The organism is Paenibacillus sp. J31R34 (genome assembly GCF_059383715.1).
On sequence record NZ_JBXENU010000013.1, the window covers coordinates 47,111 to 64,518 of the forward strand.

At 45.2% G+C, this 17,408-nt stretch carries 15 protein-coding genes; 9 read left to right on the forward strand and 6 right to left on the reverse strand.

What is annotated here, in order from left to right; translation table 11 throughout:
• The first annotated feature begins 144 nt into the window (after positions 1 to 144).
• Both AC50YG_RS27525 and AC50YG_RS27530 read left to right on the forward strand, forming a co-directional pair.
• Complete coding sequence (locus AC50YG_RS27525) at positions 145 to 1,836, forward strand: PucR family transcriptional regulator (protein ID WP_494831622.1); 1,692 nt, start codon at positions 145 to 147, stop codon at positions 1,834 to 1,836.
• Positions 1,837 to 1,994: 158 nt separating this feature from the next.
• Entirely contained in the window at positions 1,995 to 2,546 is a 552-nt protein-coding gene (locus AC50YG_RS27530) for a guanylate kinase (RefSeq protein ID WP_056035029.1), read from the forward strand.
• 121 nt (positions 2,547 to 2,667) lie between these two features.
• On the opposite strand, the gene AC50YG_RS27535 is transcribed toward AC50YG_RS27530, so the two are convergent.
• The 5 genes from AC50YG_RS27535 to speE form a co-directional block, all read right to left on the reverse strand.
• Positions 2,668 to 3,213: a hypothetical protein gene (locus tag AC50YG_RS27535; protein WP_494831624.1), complete on the reverse strand. Its 546-nt coding sequence runs from the start codon at positions 3,211 to 3,213 to the stop codon at positions 2,668 to 2,670.
• 27 nt (positions 3,214 to 3,240) lie between these two features.
• Complete coding sequence (locus tag AC50YG_RS27540; RefSeq protein WP_494831626.1) at positions 3,241 to 4,950, reverse strand: hypothetical protein; 1,710 nt, start codon at positions 4,948 to 4,950, stop codon at positions 3,241 to 3,243.
• A 70-nt stretch (positions 4,951 to 5,020) separates the two neighbouring features.
• Positions 5,021 to 5,737, reverse strand: coding sequence for a hypothetical protein (locus AC50YG_RS27545; RefSeq protein ID WP_494831628.1), 717 nt, complete (start codon positions 5,735 to 5,737; stop codon positions 5,021 to 5,023).
• A 585-nt stretch (positions 5,738 to 6,322) separates the two neighbouring features.
• Complete coding sequence (speB, locus tag AC50YG_RS27550) at positions 6,323 to 7,192, reverse strand: agmatinase (RefSeq protein ID WP_046229589.1); 870 nt, start codon at positions 7,190 to 7,192, stop codon at positions 6,323 to 6,325.
• Between the two features lie 31 nt (positions 7,193 to 7,223).
• The gene (speE, locus tag AC50YG_RS27555; protein WP_341280444.1) at positions 7,224 to 8,051 is read right to left on the reverse strand and encodes a polyamine aminopropyltransferase; all 828 of its coding nucleotides are present in this window, start codon (positions 8,049 to 8,051) and stop codon (positions 7,224 to 7,226) included.
• Positions 8,052 to 8,406: 355 nt separating this feature from the next.
• On the opposite strand from speE, the gene AC50YG_RS27560 reads away from it, so the two are divergent.
• From AC50YG_RS27560 to AC50YG_RS27590, 7 genes are all read left to right on the forward strand, one after another.
• Positions 8,407 to 10,461, forward strand: coding sequence for a transglycosylase domain-containing protein (locus tag AC50YG_RS27560; protein WP_494831762.1), 2,055 nt, complete (start codon positions 8,407 to 8,409; stop codon positions 10,459 to 10,461).
• A gap of 139 nt (positions 10,462 to 10,600) precedes the next feature.
• Positions 10,601 to 10,870 (forward strand): hypothetical protein, encoded by a 270-nt coding sequence (locus AC50YG_RS27565; RefSeq protein WP_473758674.1) that lies wholly within the window; start codon positions 10,601 to 10,603, stop codon positions 10,868 to 10,870.
• Between the two features lie 391 nt (positions 10,871 to 11,261).
• Positions 11,262 to 12,227, forward strand: a complete 966-nt coding sequence (cyoA, locus tag AC50YG_RS27570) for a ubiquinol oxidase subunit II (RefSeq protein WP_473758709.1) — start codon at positions 11,262 to 11,264, stop codon at positions 12,225 to 12,227.
• 24 nt (positions 12,228 to 12,251) lie between these two features.
• Entirely contained in the window at positions 12,252 to 14,225 is a 1,974-nt protein-coding gene (locus AC50YG_RS27575; protein WP_473758673.1) for a cbb3-type cytochrome c oxidase subunit I, read from the forward strand.
• Positions 14,225 to 14,857: a cytochrome o ubiquinol oxidase subunit III gene (gene cyoC / locus AC50YG_RS27580; RefSeq protein WP_338553968.1), complete on the forward strand. Its 633-nt coding sequence runs from the start codon at positions 14,225 to 14,227 to the stop codon at positions 14,855 to 14,857. Before AC50YG_RS27575 ends, cyoC begins: the two co-directional genes overlap by 1 nt.
• 1 nt (position 14,858) lies before the next feature.
• Complete coding sequence (cyoD, locus tag AC50YG_RS27585) at positions 14,859 to 15,182, forward strand: cytochrome o ubiquinol oxidase subunit IV (protein ID WP_341280440.1); 324 nt, start codon at positions 14,859 to 14,861, stop codon at positions 15,180 to 15,182.
• A gap of 180 nt (positions 15,183 to 15,362) precedes the next feature.
• Positions 15,363 to 16,091: a peptidylprolyl isomerase gene (locus tag AC50YG_RS27590; protein ID WP_494831764.1), complete on the forward strand. Its 729-nt coding sequence runs from the start codon at positions 15,363 to 15,365 to the stop codon at positions 16,089 to 16,091.
• 44 nt (positions 16,092 to 16,135) lie between these two features.
• Here AC50YG_RS27590 and AC50YG_RS27595 read toward each other — a convergent pair whose 3' ends face one another.
• A complete protein-coding gene (locus AC50YG_RS27595; RefSeq protein ID WP_494831632.1) occupies positions 16,136 to 17,122 on the reverse strand; it encodes a LacI family DNA-binding transcriptional regulator in 987 nt (328 codons plus the stop codon).
• Positions 17,123 to 17,408 lie beyond the last annotated feature (286 nt).

A 17,408-nucleotide genomic window follows, 5' to 3' on the forward strand; every position in this document is an offset into this window, starting at 1 on the left:
ACACACGAGCAAGTCATTGTTCAACTTAACTAATGATATAACCGTTCATTGGTTACATTAACTTATTTTCATTGTTTTTCAGCTGCAAAAATGATATATTCGCGTTATCTATTCTCACATGAAGAGAGCGAGGAAGCGGAACCGATGATTTTAGCCGATCTATTGAAAATACCTTCCCTCTCCGGCTCGACGGTCGCTGCCGGGCACGCCGGACTAAACCGTAAGGTCAGCACCGTCAATTTGATGGATGCCCCGGATATCATTCATTATATTAAGCCGCATGAGCTGCTCGTCACGACTGCTTATGCGCTTAAAGATACGCCGCAGGATCTCGTCGCGCTAATCACTTCAATGGCCGCCGTCGGCTGTGCAGGCCTCGGAATCAAAACGAAGCGTTTCCTTGCCGAAATGCCGGAAGCCGCTATCGCCCGAGCGAATGAGCTGCAATTCCCGCTTATTGAATTGTCGCTTGATGTGTCGCTTGGCGATATACTCAATCAATCGCTGGGCTTTATTTTGGAGAAGCAGACCGATGAGCTGCGATACGCACTGGAGAGCCATCGCCACTTTTCCAATATTGTGCTCAAGGGGCAGGGGATTCGTGAAATCGTTCAGGAACTTTCGGCGCTGCTGGGCAGCCCTACGCTGCTGTTTGATTCGAGGCTTACGCTAGTTTCGGCTTCGTCCCATTTTCAGAAAGAGCCGTATTCCCGCATGCTCCCTCAAATCTCCTTGGCAGTAGGCTCGCTGAGCGCACAGGACAAGGAAGCCATCTTCTGCCTGACTGCCCCCGAGCCCGGCACCTTCAACCATGTTGCCGTGCATCCAATCAAGACGTATCAGCCGCAAGGCTTTCTCGTCTCACTCCAGCATTCGTACCAGCTCCAGCAGCTTCCGGCGCTCGCTATGGAACAGGCTGCCAACGTCATTAGCTTTGAGCTGCTGAAGACGCAGGCGGTCAAGGAGCGGTCGCGGCGCTACAAAAATGATCTGTTTTCGGATTTTGTAGACGGCCTCGTCACCTCCGAGCAGGAAATGCTGCGCCGCGGCAAACGGTATGGCCTGAACGCTGGAACCACTTCCTCCTTGTGTATTGTGGCAAGGCCAGATAGCAGCGCTGATGAACCCGCCACCACCACCACAGCATCCAAAGCCGTTTTCCAAGCATCATTCAAAGCAAAGCCGTTTGAAGAACAGCAGCTAGCCGACTATGAGGAGCTGTATGACAGCCTCAAGGTCGCTTTCAAGGAGCAGGGGCTGTCCTTTATCATTTTCAGCAAGAAAAGCTGGCTTGTTCTCCTGCTCACCTTCCAGCCCGAGGAAGCACAGACGGTGGCACCAGAGCTGCTGGCTCGAATCAGTGATCAGGTATTCGAAAGCACAGGCATCGCCGTCTCCTTCGGCATTGGCAACCCGGTCAAGAAGCTGACCGACATTCCAGCGACCTACAAGGAAGCGGTTGACGCCTGGGAGACAGCATTCACCAGCCGCAAGCGCCGGTTCGTGCAGTTTTACCATGCCAAGGAGCTTACGGATCTGCTTCGCTTGCTGCCGGCTCAGGAGCTGAGAAAATTTCACAACGACATGTTCAAGGAGCTGAACCGGCTGGAGGACAAAGAGCGCAGCGAGCTGATGCGAACGCTCGTCGTTTACCACAGCAACAACTGCCAGATCGCCGAAACGGCCAAGCAGCTGTTCGTACATCGCAATACCGTCATTTACCGCTTGGAAAAATGCGAGCAGCTTACAGGCCGCAAGCTGCGAAATGACAACGACAATTTGCGCTTCCGTATTGCTTATCTCATCGGCCAAATTTTAGAGCCGCCGGGATCGTAATTTTTTACCAATTTATTGAATATTAACATAGCGACTACTTCTATAAAGAAGGATTCGCACGATTTTTGTCGAATGTTATCCTTCATAAATGTAAGACTTTATAAGCGATAGGCTTATAGAAGCCTTATATTTTCATACGGAGAAGGAGGCGACAGGCTATGGCTGGACCTTATATCTTCATTTTTACCGGTACTAGCGGATCTGGAAGAAAAACGATGGCTCACCGGATTGGCAAGGAACTTGGCATCAAGCATGTCAGCTCTTACACAACACGCCCTCCAAGAGATTCTGAGCCGCCTGACCGCGACTATCATTATATTGAGCAAGAACGCTTTGACCGCATGAACGCAAGCGGCGATTTTATTGAAACCGCCGTTATCCATAAGCATCATTATGGTATCCGCACTCATGAGCTCACTGATTTACTGAGCGAGGGCAAGCATGTGTACATGATTCTCAACAGCGATGGCGCTTCGCTAATCAAGAAGCTGTACGGCGAGCAAGTTGTCCGCATCTTCCTGTACGTAGAAAAACGCACGGTCATTGAGCGGCTGGAGGCGAAGGGACTTCCTGCAGAGGTCATCAACAGCTACATGTCGATTTACACCGAAGAGGTCGTCTACCGCAAGCAATGCGAGCATGTGCTGGAAAATCTTGATCTGAATCGCACGATGATGAAAATTCGCGAAGCGATTCAATCGCATTTATAATCAAAGAACGGGTACTGCTCTACAAAAATAGCAGTACCCGTTTTGTGCTTCGAAATATACCTCTTATTAATTAGTGAGAAGTATACTCTCTCATTTCACTCCCTTATGGTTAGCCACATTCTCAAAAATTCTTACTTTCACAAAAATTCTCTTCATAACAACTGTGAAATATTTTGTAATTTTCCTCATCGTATCCGCGAATAAGTAGAATCTCTCCGTTGAAAAATAAGGATTCACTCTCAATATTCTTCACCTCCCAGGTTGTTCCACTGGAATCGGTAACTTCTAGATATTTAATCTTCTCATCATTTATATCAATCACATTCGTATAAAAGCCTTCACCTAGCTTCAACACATCAATTGTTGAATTATTATTTTGATAAATACTTTCAAGCGATACATTATATCCATCTTCATTACGTGTAACCAATGATAATACCTTTTCATTCTTCTCTTTATTCAACATAAATGTATAAAAATAAAGCTTATCAGGCGTTAAATAATTAGAAATATAATCGAATTTTTCCGAATTATAATTTTCTTGAATAAAAATAGATGCAGCAGCAGAATCAATTTTAGCAGGCTGATTTATCGGAATTCCTTTGTAAATCACAACAACAACCATTAAACATAAGATCGCAAGAAACAAAGCCATTTTCTTCCTCATCAATTGCTCACCTTCCTCTTATATTGTTTAATACGTATTACGGCTAATTAGATAGTTTTCCGTTAATTTTTCAAAATAATATAAGTCAGCTAGATTCAAAGGAGTATCCAAAGAAACAATCATTTTTTCTAATTCTATTGTTTTTTGTTTCAATTCTTTTAATAATGAATCATACAGATCTTTATCAGAAATTTCCTCTCTTTTTATATTTAAAAGCAAATTACTAATAAGAAACATCCCTTCTGTACCTTCCATAGATCTTTTAACATCTAAATTATTTTTATATAAAACCCTCATCACTTCTTCTGGATTTATAGATTGAAAAGATAATTTTATATTTTCAACAACTAAATAAATGTTTAAATTAAAATTATCTTTAATTGCATCCTCATTCATATATTTTTTTATATTTTTTTCAAAATAAAGGTCTTTCTCCTTATATTCCGAAAGAATCTCCGAATAATAAAAAGCTGATATTAACGTTTCATCAGAAACACCCTCGGATAACCCCCATTTTTGACTGTTGATATATTCAGTATGAGGAATATCGAATTTTAAAATATCACTGATTAATAATATTCTATTTTTATCTATAGAAGATAATTCTTGATAATTCTTCAAACCTTTAATTACTAATCCCTTTATTTTTTCGGTATCTTCATTTTCCACACCATACTTATTATTTAGATACAAAATATAAAAAGTACTATTAATATCAAATTCACTTTTAAACATGGGGGAGAATCCGCCAAAAAAACTTCTTTGTTCTAAAAGAAAGTCCTTTATAGTTTCAATGTTTTTTACCTCTCTGTTGTAATGATCATGAATTTTAACTACTATATTCGTTGCCTGTTCATCAGAAAATCCGCTTAGATCATAACCCCAGCCACCATCTCCATTTTGACTTCGATTTATTTTACCCCAAAAAAACTCATCCGGCTCATACTCTCTGTCTAAATGCCCCGCTAATTCAATAACCACATCCATTTCAAGTAACTGATTGCTCTCTAAAAGTATTTGAGAAATATCATCTTTATATAAATCCTGAATCGATCTCTTATCATAATCGATTTCTAGTTCATCCCCTAATTTAAGCAAAACTGAAATGAACCTAACATCCACTTTATTCTTCAGCGATTCATTTAAAATATTTTCACTCCATTTAATTGTTTGTATGTCTGGTTTCATATTTAAATATTTTTCGATCTTCACTGCGTAATATGTAGCGGAAATTTTATTGATCTCTGGAAAATCATCCACCTCAATATCTGAATATCCATAATAATAACTACCGCTTTTAGATTTCAAATTCTTCAATAAATTCAAAATTTCATTTTTATGATTATTGTTTTTTATATTAAATATTGAGTTCAACGCAACATAATAATATAAATCAAAGATAAGATTAGTATTACTTTCATTCAATAAATTGTCATACTCTTTATCAAGAAATTGATTCATTGACTCTCTTTCGTTTTCAGAAAAATTATAATTTATTTTCATTAGTGTATCCACAATAAAATATGTTGAGTAAAGCGATCCAAATTGGTTTTGAATTGGCTGCGCTGAATAACCACCACTATATAAATTCATTTTCCCTGCCAAATTGTTCAGTTTACTTATTTTAATTCTGGTACTTTGATCATTCACTTCCTTAATATCATCATGATTAACACATCCAACAACAATGCTAAAAGAAAAAAACAAGATTAATATTTTTTTCAATACAGTTCTCATCATATCTCCTATTTCGTTTTAAGATTGTAATGAAAGAGAGCTAACAGTACATCTGCTAGCTCTCTTATTATTAATCTATTGTAACAGAGGCCATTGGCCTTAAATCAGAACCCCATGGGGTTCTGACGAATACAGAGCCCTCATGTGTTGCTGGCCCTAAATATAATAAGCTCGATGCACTTGTACCTGCAAAACTAGATTGATGATAATTTTTATTAATCACAGCCACACCTGTCAGCGTGCTTGTTGAACCGCTCCCAGAGAAGCCAGGAGAAGTAGATAAATTAATTGATGCACTTGAGAAAGACAGGGTATGATCAATTCTCATCATTTGAGCTGTACCGCCCCCTTCCCAAAATCCTGCTGTTGAACCACCAACGCCCGTCCAATGAACAGCTCCAAGAAGATTATTCCAATGATACCCATAAAAAGTACTAACAGCCAAAGCATCTCCTTGTCGTTGTGAAAGAATACCTGTTCGATAAGATTCTTCACACTGGGACATACAATAACTAGCAGATTTGAGTGAGACTTTGTTTTCTGCGTTATAATCCGAAACAGCTTGTTCTAAGTCATAACTGGTCGTTTTGAAATATTGTTCTTTTAGTATGGTATCAAGTTTAGTAACCTCTATAAACGGATCTATATTAGTTGCATCTTCATAAGAAATAGTAACTAGACCCTCGTTGACAACTTGAATCTCAGCATTCTCAGCATAAACAGGTGTAACAACAAAAACCAAACAAATTATAGTTAGAACAATCATAAATATTTTATGCTGTTTCATAAATATCACCCCTAGTTTTTATTAATGAAAGCTGGCCAGCGTTTCATAGAAATTAAGAGTTACTATCTTGATCTTCAAACAATTCTCTTGCTTTAAGAGAGATACTTTTCAGCCAATTTACTTGAGCCTATTCATATAATTGTTTAATAATTAGAAATTAGACGGTTATCCAAACTTAAAATATAGCATCAATCTAATTAATCATATTATTCCCTTATATAAAATTAAATCCCTTTAAACAGAAAAGAAAACGCTTAAATTAGACAGCAACTTTATAACTCCATAATTATACAATGTAAATTTTCACATGTCAAATAGTGTAACTATTTAAATTGATTAAAATTTGGTTATATAAATTTTAATTACCTTTTTATATAATTTCCTAATAAAAAAATAAAGTAAAATAGGAAATTTTTATAAGTTTGACCTCTAACTTTAATTTTATCAAATCGCCACTTTCCAGAATCTATTAGCTATTGGATCTCAGTCAACATAAAAGAGCCTGTATTGCGATATAGATATCGCAATACAGGCTCTTTCATTTAACAATACCAAACCAAAACATACAAAGCGAAGCTAAAAATGCTACTTAATAAAACCAAGCAGCATTTCGCGAATGACCTTCGCAGCAACGATTTGCGTTTGCTCCGTTGGGTCATAAGCAGGCGCTACCTCTACAAGGTCGCAGCCAACAACGTTTACACCGGAAGCTGCGATAGCGTGAACTGCCTCGATCAGCTCTTTCGATGTAATGCCGCCTGCTTCTGCCGTACCTGTGCCCGGCGCTGCCGAAGGATCAAGCACATCGATGTCGATCGTCAAGTAAACCGGACGTCCTGCCAGCTCCGGAAGCACTTTTTTCAAAGGCTCCAGCACCTCGAACGGGTGGAAATTAATGTTCTCGCGGGCATATTGGAACTCCTCGCGGGAGCCCGAACGAATACCGAATTGGTAAATGTTTTTGCCGCCAAGCAGTCCTGCTGCTTTGCGCAGCGGCGTGGAGTGCGACAAAGGCTCGCCTTCATAGCTTTCACGCAGATCCGCATGCGCATCAAAATGAATGATCGCAAGATCCGGATATTTCGCATATACCTCTTGGAAAATCGGCCACGATACGAGATGCTCGCCGCCCATTCCAACTGGCATTTTGCCATCGTTCAGAACGCCGCGAACAAATTCGCCGATAATTTCGAGGCTGCGTGCCGCGTTGCCGAATGGCAGCAGCAGGTCGCCTGCGTCGAAGTATTCAATCTCTTCCAGACTGCGGTCGAGATACGGACTGTATTCTTCCAGGCCAATCGATACCTCGCGAATACGCGGAGGACCGAAGCGCGAGCCCGGACGGAAGCTGACGGTAAAATCCATCGGCATGCCGTAGATTACCGCTTTGGAAGCCGCATAATCCTCAGAGCTCAGGATGAAGACGTTGCCGGAATATTTTTGATCGAGTTTCATGAGGGCTTGTCCTCGCTTTCTGTACGTTTGCTTATTTAATCAGGTCTTCCACAAATTTAGGCAGCACGAATGCCGCTTTGTGAAGGCGCGGAGTGTAATATTTCGTATCGATCTCGGCGATTGACGCTTCGTCAACCTCAAGCGGATCGTATTTTTTGCTGCCCAGCGTAAATGTCCACAGGCCGCTTGGATACGTAGGAATGTTCGCACCGTATACACGCACGATTGGAAACACTTCTTTCACATCTTTATTGACGCTTTGGATCAGATCAGCTTTAAACCAAGGGTTGTCTGTCTGTGCAACGAAAATGCCATCTTCCTTCAGCGCTTCGTAAATACCTTGATAGAAGCCGCGTGTGAACAGGTTAGCTGCAGGGCCAACTGGCTCTGTGGAGTCAACCATAATGACATCATACGTGTTTTTGTGATCGTGGATATGCATGAAGCCGTCATTCACGATAACTTCTACGCGCGGGTTGTCCAGCTCGCCAGCAATGGTTGGCAAATATTTTTTCGAATATTCGATAACTTTGCCGTCGATGTCAACGAGGACTGCTTTTTTCACCTTAGGGTGTTTCATGATTTCGCGAATAACGCCGCCGTCGCCGCCGCCCACAACGAGCACATGCTCAGGGTTCGGGTGCGTGAACAGGATCGGGTGCGCCACCATCTCGTGGTAAACGAACTCATCCTTAACTGTCGTCATAACCATGCCATCCAATACGAGCATCGTTCCGAATTCTTCCGTCTCAATCATATCGAGCTTTTGAAAGTCCGTTTGTTCCGTAACATAAGTTTCTGTAATCTTCGCCGTAATGCCGAAGCTGTCCGTTTGTTTCTCCGTGTACCACAATTCCATAGCGTGATATCCCTTCTTTCCGTCAATGGTTCAATCTGTATTATAGTAGAACGAGGTCAAAAAGCAACCTTTTACACCATATCCGCCCAAAAAATTAACACTCCGCTAACATAGGATGAATATAGCCTCCCTGCTTTTTCCATACTAAAGAGGAATGATCGTTCATCCGAAGGGAGCACGCTCCATGAACAAGCACAAAATCAAGCCCGTCAAGCCGTCCTTAAGACGCAAGCTTTCCGCGTTTTCTGAGCGGTTTTTCCCTAAACTCCACCAGCGTCCAAGCATGAACCGAATGAGGCGCCCACAAGCGGCCCAAGCATCCGCACAGCAAGTATCCCGGCAGCAAACGCCTGGCATGGTCCAGCAGCCTACGGCCTTTCATCGATTTAAAAAATGGGCGGGGCGAATCGCCGCGCTGTTTCTGCTGCTGACCGCCTGCCTTGTAGGCGCTCTGCTGTATTTAAGCATGCAGTCGCTGCCCGCAGCATCCATTAGCCAAACCTCTCAAATGCTCGACCTGCATGGTCAGGTTATCGATACATTCCATACTGGCGAAAATCGCCGTTCGGTTCCGCTCGATCAAATTTCCCCCAATCTAGTGAAGGCGACCATCGCTATTGAAGACAGGCGCTTCTACGACCACCCCGGCTTCGATATTAAAGGATTGGGGCGCGCCATTGTAGCAAATACCGTTTCGTTATCAGCCAAGCAAGGGGCCAGCACGCTGACGCAGCAGCTCGCCCGCAATTTGTATTTGACGCATGAGAAAACGTGGCAGCGCAAATTCAAGGAAGCGATCTACACCATGCAGCTGGAGATGCATTATTCCAAGGATGAAATTTTGAGCCTTTATTTGAACCAAATTTATTACGGCCATGGCGCTTATGGCATTGAGGCGGCAGCTTCGCTCTATTTTAATAAGAAAGCATCGGAATTGACGCTCGCCGAAAGTGCCATGCTGGCGGGCATACCGAAGGGGCCCAAATATTATTCCCCGTACATGGATATGAAAAACGCCAAGGACAGGCAGCTTACCATTTTGTCCATTATGGCGGAGGATGGCGTGATTTCGAGGTCGGAGGCGGATAAGGCTTATGAAGAGCTGCTGCAATTTCAGCCTCTTGGAGCCGGCAACCAGAGCGGATTCGCGCCGTATTTTCGCGACTATGTGAAGTATTTGGCCGTGGACAAGCTTGGCATCAACGAACAGCTGCTGAACGAGGGCGGAATTACGATTTATACAACCCTTGATCCTGTGGCGCAAAATGCTGCCGAAACCGCCATCGACAAGGAATTGTCGGGCAGCGAAGGGCAGCAGGCAGCTCTCATCTCGCTCGATCCGCGCAATGGCTACATTAAAGCGATGGTTGGCGGGCGCGATTACAAAAATAATCAATTTAATCGTGTATTTGCCGATACACGCCAGCCCGGCTCTTCGTTCAAGCCGATTGTTTATTTGACCGCGCTCCAAAGCGGCCTCTTAACGCCTGCTTCACGATTCAAGAGCGAGCCCACTTCCTTCATCTACGATGAGGGACGCAAAGTATATAAGCCCAGCAATTACAATGACAAGTACACCAACGACTTTATTACGATGCGGCAAGCGATTGCCAGCTCCGATAACATTTACGCTGTAGATACCATTATGACGGTTGGCGCGGACAAAGTAATTGAGACGGCGCGCAAGCTGGGCATTACGAGCCCCATGAGCCCGCTGCCTTCACTCGCTCTGGGCACCTTCCCGGTCAGCCCTTACCAGATGGCCTCCGCTTTCGCTGTGCTGGCGAACGGAGGCAAGCGGATAGAGCCGATCGCCATCATGCGAATCGAGGATCGCAGCGGACACATTTTATATGAAGCGAAGCAGCAGGCCCAGCAGATTGTTGATCCCGCAAATGCGTTCGTATTGACCAGCCTGATGGAAAGCGTCTTCGAGAGCGGAGGCACCGGAAATCGCGTGGCCGCCATGATCAAACGGCCCGTTGCCGGCAAAACGGGAACGACTGCTAATGATGCTTGGCTGGTTGGCTATACGCCAGAGCTTGCTACCGCGGTGTGGACAGGCTTTGACAAAGGCCGCAAGCTGACCGTGGCCGAAGCGCACCACGCAGCGCCGATTTTCGCAGCCTATACGGAGCAGGCGCTATCAGCGGTTCCGCCAAAAATTTTCCCAATACCCGCAGATGTCGTCAGCGTCTACGTCGATCCAGCCAGCGGCAGAGTTGCAGAAGCCACCTGTTCGGGGAAACAGCTCGAATATTTCGTCAAAGGCACTGAGCCTGTTGAAGTGTGCGGCGAAGCCTCTGGCGATCCCGGCGACTCCTCCGTTCAGGGAACAGATGAGAGCAAAACAGCCGAAGAACGAAAACCATGGTGGAATGATTTGAAACGCTGGTGGCAGCACAACTAAGACGAAAACCTAAAAGTAAAGCTACTTCACCTAATTTTGTCGAAAATTTGATCAAATCGTGAATTTTCTTTGAACAAATTGCATAAAGTGTGTTATAATAAGTTCAAGAAAGCACTTACAAGTAAACGGGGTGTTTATAATGACAACGAAAACAGCAACAATCAGCGACGTTAAATCAGCAACTGCAGCTAGTGTGAAACGTTTGGTAACCGCAATGACCATCATCGCTTGGACCGTTCTCTCTATAGGCGTAGTCCTTTGCTTAATAAATCTCAGCCACTTCAGCGACAAGAACGTTTGGCTTATGGTCGGGCTCGGATTTATGGTCGGCAGTGTATTTATTTACACAATCGGCACTGCAATTGGCCTTGTTCATGCAAGACGGGCGCAGGCTGAAGAACACAAGTAACCGTATTGAAGCAGCACCACAATGGAGAAAGCACAATTTAAAGTCTCACCGTCGAATTGACAGTGGGGCTTTTTATTTTTTTCAGCCTATTTAATGTAGCTACAATTATGACGATAAGATTCATGTGAAGGGACAAGCCTTAGCCCGCGCAAACCGCCAAAGGACGGTGACAGCCGCTTCATCTTAGATAAAGTCACGTTTTTCTGAGAGCCAGTGAATGACAATTGTCGAACTAGTGAACTTTCTATTACGAAAAAAAGACGAATTGTTGACGTAATTGTTAAGTCAGCAGTTATTCTCCGTAACTTCTGCTAATGTTAAGGCTAAGAGTATATCCAAGGAGTTGAACCATTTGAGACGTTATATTCGTGTATTGACACCCCTGCTCATCATGCTGATGGCCGTTCTTCTCTCTGGCTGCGGCGAGCAGTATCTGGTGCTCGATCCAAAAGGACCGATTGGCGAAAGCCAGAAGGATTTGATTTATTTTTCGACGATCCTCTGTCTAGTTATTGTCGTGCCCGTTCTGATTTTGACCGGCTTCATCGTATGGCGCTATCGCGACAAAAAGGGCAACAACGCTCCCTACCAGCCAAACTGGAATCACAGCACGAAGCTGGAGATTATTTGGTGGAGCATTCCAATCGTAATTATCGCTATTCTGGCGATCGTGACGGTGAAGTATACGTACGAGTTGGAGCCATCCAAACCAATTGTTTCTGCTAAAGCACCGGTAACGATTGAAGTAACCTCATTGGATTGGAAATGGCTGTTCACTTACCCCGAAGAGGGCATATCTACAGTCAACTATCTTCAAATACCAGAGGGCACTCCGATTCAATTCAGACTGACTTCTGATACGGCGATGAATTCGTTCTGGATTCCACAGCTGGGCGGCCAAATTTATACGATGTCCGGCATGGCCATGACCCTTTATCTGCAGGCAGATGAAATCGGCAATTATTATGGCTCGGGCGCCAACTTCACTGGGGAGCATTTTGCGCAAATGACCTTTAATGTGAAGGCAACTTCCGAGGATGATTATAAGGCATGGGTTCAAGAGGTGAAAACAACTGCTCCCGCTCTGACGCAAGAAGGCTTCGAGAAGCTGACTGAGCCAAGCGTTGAGACTGTACAATCGTTCTCCTCCTTCCCTGAAGGATTGTTCCAGAAAGTCGTGATGCAATATATTGGCGAAGGCGGCTCTTCCCATCATCATGGCGGCTCCGCAGCTACAGAAGAAGACTCAAGCAAGGATCACGAGGATATGGATATGAGTGATATGGACATGAAAGATATGGACGGTATGGATATGAATCATGACCAAGAATCTTCAACGAACGAGCATTCACATTAAACACAAGACGAAAGGAGACGCCGCATGTTTCAGAATCTAATCGATTTCCTGCTCAATGATTTTTTCATCACTGGCGACCCGCTCATTCTTGGAGCACAGGTATCCATCGGCTTGTCCATGGTTGCCGTCGTATTCGCCTTGTCGTATTTCAAAAAATGGCGCTGGCTATGGACGGAATGGCTGACCACCGTCGATCATAAACGGATCGGGATTATGTATATTATCGCGTCGATTCTCATGCTTTTCCGTGGTGGCGTCGATGCCCTGCTGATGCGGGTGCAGCTCGCAGTACCGCAGGTAGAGTTCCTCCACGCCGATCACTATAATGCAATTTTTACAACGCACGGCGTAATTATGATTTTATTTATGGCGATGCCGCTTATGTTCGGCTTATTCAATATCGTTGTGCCGCTGCAAATCGGCGCACGCGACGTCGCTTATCCGTTCCTAAACTCGCTCAGCTTTTGGATGTTTTTCTTTGGCGCCATGCTGTTTAACGTTTCCTTCGTTATCGGCGGTTCGCCGGATGCAGGCTGGCTGGCCTATCCACCGCTCTCTGAGCTGTCAGGAAGCCCAGGTCTAGGACAGGATTTCTATATTTGGGGCATTCAGATTTCCGGTATCGGCTCCTTGGCCACCGGTATTAACTTTGTCGTAACGATTTTGAAAATGCGCGCACCAGGCATGAAGCTGATGAAAATGCCGATGTTTGTCTGGTCCGTCCTTTCATCATGTATTACGATTATGTTCGCTTTCCCAATCTTGACCGTTACACTGTTCCTGCTGTTCATTGACCGTTACTTCGGCGCTCACTTCTTTACGCTCGATGGCGGCGGTAATCCGATGATGTACATCAACCTCATCTGGATGTGGGGACATCCCGAAGTTTATATCGTTATTTTGCCAGCATTCGGTATTTTCTCCGAGGTCGTTTCGGCTTTCTCGAAGAAAAAGCTATTTGGCTACAAATCCATGGTATTCGCCCTCATGTCGATCAGCTTCTTCTCGTTCTTCACATGGGCGCATCACTTCTTCACCATGGGCTCCGGCGCCAACGTCAATGCCTTTTTCGCTGTAACGACGATGCTTATTGCGATTCCTACAGGCGTTAAAGTATTTAACTGGCTGTTTACGATGTTCCGAGGCAAGCTGACGTTCCCAACGCCAATGCTTTGGACAATCGCGTTTATTCCTTGCTTTGTCGTCGGCGGTATGACTGGGGTTATGCTTTCCGTCGCCCCTGCTGACTTCCAGTTCCACAACAGTTACTTCCTGATTGCTCACTTCCACCAAGTGCTGATCGGGGGCGTCGTATTCGGTTACTTCGCCGGACTTTACTACTGGTGGCCGAAGATGTTCGGATTCAAGCTGCATGAAGGCCTTGGAAAATGGGCATTCTGGCTGTGGAACATCGGTTTCTACGTTTGTTTCATGCCGCAGTACGCGCTTGGCCTGATGGGCATGACCCGTCGTTTCAACGAATACAACTTTGATATGGGCTGGCAGCCGCTTAACGTCGTTTCCACTGTCGGCGCGTTTATTATGGGTCTTGCGTTCCTGTTCCAAGTATGGCAAATCGCGCACAGCATCAAGTTTTACAAAAAAGAGCCAAACGGCGATTCATGGGATGGCCGTACGCTGGAATGGTCGATTCCATCTCCTGCACCGCTTTATAACTTTGCAAGAGTTCCGGTTGTAGAAACAGAGGATGCTTGGTGGGAAGAGAAGCAGCGTCTGGCAAATGGCGGAAAGCCTAAGCCGCTTGCTCCTCTTGAACCGATTCATATGCCGAAAAACTCTGCCATTCCATTTTTGATATCCGTTTCCTTCTTCGTTATGGGCTTCGGGTTCGTCTGGGATTGGAAATGGATGATTATACCTGGCGCAATCGGCATTGCCATTTGCATGCTGGCACGTTCCTTCAGCTACGATACCGACTACTACATTCCTGTAGATGAGATCGAGCGGACGGAAGCCGCATTAGGAGGGACAAAATAATGGCACAAGCAGTAACCGGTCATGACAAGCACGGCCATGGCGGCCACGGTCATCATGACGAGCACCATGAGCATGAACATGAATCACTCAAAACATTCGGCTTCTGGATGTTTCTGATTACCGACGTTATTTTGTTCGGTACGCTATTTGCAACATTTGTCGTTCTTCGATTCAGCACGGATGGCGGCCCTACGGCCGCCGAGATGTTCAAGATGCCTGGCGTCATCGCCGAGACATTCATCTTGCTCACAAGTAGCTTCACAAGCGGTATCGCTGTGCTTCAAATGCACAAAGGCAATAAGAAGGGCCTCATTGGCTGGCTCGCTGTTACCGCGGTTCTCGGTCTTGCCTTCATCTATTTGGAGGTTAGCGAGTTTATCGAGCTGGTACACGAAGGCGTAACAATTGGTACTAGCGCTTACTGGTCAGCCTTCTTTACACTCGTCGGTACACACGGACTTCACGTATCGGTCGGTATTGTATGGATGACGGCGCTGATGATTCAGCTGTACCGTCGCGGCATTACGCCAGTTACACAGCGCAAGGTTAATATTATTAGCTTGTACTGGCACTTTTTGGACGTCGTATGGATTTTCGTCCTTACGGTCGTCTATCTGATGGGGGTGATGTAGCATGGATAACCACAACTCGCATTCCCCGTCTCATGAAACACATGGTTCCATGAAATCCTATGTCATCGGGTTTGTATTGTCGATTATTTTGACCATTATCCCGATTGTCATTGTCATGAACGGTATGCTAAGCAAGCAGCTGACGGTAATCGTCATTCTGATTATGGCCGCTTTGCAGTTCGTCGTTCAATTGTTATTCTTCATGCATTTAAGAGACGAGGAAAAGCCGCGTTACAATACGATGGCACTCATATTCGGGCTCGTCATCTTGCTCACCATCGTTGCAGGCTCCATTTGGATTATGGCCTACAACGTAGTAGGTTAACTTACGCATAACAGCAAGAACCTCCGCTGGCGCTCCTTGGACGCTGGCGGAGGTTCTTGCTGTTTCGCTTTATTTTCCAATTCAGCTATAGTACACTTGGAATAGCTTTTAACCCGATCAGACTGCAGCTAATGCTGCGTCTCCACATTATTTTTAGGAGGAACCATTTACATGTCGAAAATGAAAAGCACTAAAAAAGCTTTTTCGCTGCTACTGCTTCTGGCAGCTATGATGCTTGCTATATCCGCTTGTGGTGCAGGTAGCACTGCGGGCAGCAATTCCAGCTCAGGAGCCGCTGGAACGGCAGCAAACGCGTCCAGCGAGTCTTCCGCGCCCGCTGCATCGGCCGAGCCATCACCAGACTCGGCGGCCAATCTTCTTGATTCGGACAAGCATCCACTCGTAACGATTCAAATGAGCAATGACACCATTATTAAAGTTGAGCTGTACCCGGAGATTGCACCGAATACGGTTAACAATTTTATAGCACTCGTCCAAAAAGGCTATTATGACGGGTTGATTTTTCACCGTGTCATTCAAGGGTTCATGATTCAAGGCGGCGACCCAGACGGGACAGGCGCTGGCGGCCCTGGCTACTCCATTCCAGGGGAATTCACATCAAATGGCTTTCAAAACGATTTGTTGCATACACGCGGCGTAATCTCCATGGCCAGAACGGGTGAACCAAACTCCGCCGGCTCGCAGTTTTTCATTATGGTAGCGGATGCGCCAACGCTTGATAACCAGTACGCTTCCTTCGGAGCCGTCATTGAAGGCATGGATGCCGTTGATGAAATCGTCAACCAGCCAACGAACAGCCAAGATCGCCCGAATGAGCCGCTTTCGATGACGAAAGTGACCGTCGACTTGAAGGGCATGACGTTCGAGGAGCCAGAGCAAACAAAATAGGATATGATAGTTGCATTTGATCTGCATGGCAACAAGGAAAGAGGCTAGCGCCGGGCGCTAGCCTCTTTATTTATCCCAACAGAGTCGCCTTCAACCAGCGTCACATAAATTCGCTCGTTCTCGACCGGCTCTCCGGCTATGATTTTCAGCAGCTGCTCAGATGCAAGCGCTCCCCATTTATGCTTGGAATAATCAATCGTAGCCAGCTTTGGCTGCATATACGACGCCAGCTCCACATTGTCAAAACCGATAATATGAATATGCTCCCCCACAACATAGTCTGTCTGGGATACATAGTTGTGTACGCCAATCGCCATCTCATCGTTCATGCAAAAAACAGCAGCTGGCTCCGTATATTCAGCCAATATTCTTTTAGCAGCTTCCTCACCGGATTCCTTGCGGAAGCTGCCTTCAATCGCTTTAAACGTTAAGTCATCGCAGCGCTCCACCGCCTGCTTGACCGCCTGCAGCCGCTGACCTGCATCATAGGACTCATCCGGACCCATTATGGCATAGATTTTGCGAAAGCCCCGATCCAGCAAATGCTCCATCGCAAGCGTAGCTCCTGCCTTGTTATCAAGCAGCACCTGATTGATATTCGGGTGGTTCAGCTCGCGGTCGAGCACGACTACTTTATGCCCCAGCGCCGCATACCGCAGCAGCTCATCGCTATCGAACGTGGCATCGAGCACAATTGCCCCATCAATCATCCGCTCAGGAAGCATGCGATGCGAACGTTTGCCACTGCATACGATCATATCATAGCCTTTGCGGTGCAGCATTTCATTCACCCCTTGCAGCAAATCCCCGTAAAAGGCCCCACTGAAGTCGGTCAAATATACGCCAATAATTTTAGTCTCACGCGTCTTAAGCGTTCGGGCAGCTGCGTTCGGCACGTAGTTCAACTCTTTGGCTATAGCTAAAATTTTGGCGCATGTCTCCGATGTCACCTTTGGGCTGCCATTCAGCGCGTAGGAAACTGTCGATATCGAGACACCAGCCTTCTTAGCGATATCTTTAATACTGACCACTGCACTCTCTCCAATCTGTTACTTCGAGCGTAAACGGCATACGATACCTTCGGTAACGTATGCTCGTTTCGCGTAGAAATGTAAGCCTGATAATAAGAGTTACACCTTATTATTCTTAGATTTCAAGCGTAAACGACTTTTCCATTCAAATGGAAAAAGCTCGTTTCGCGTAGAAATATAAGCCTAAATCATATAAAAGCCTATTAAAGGCATATAAACTTATAAACACTTATATTTTAAAATATTCCTGATTAATTAACTATATCATAACAGGCTAAAGTTGGAT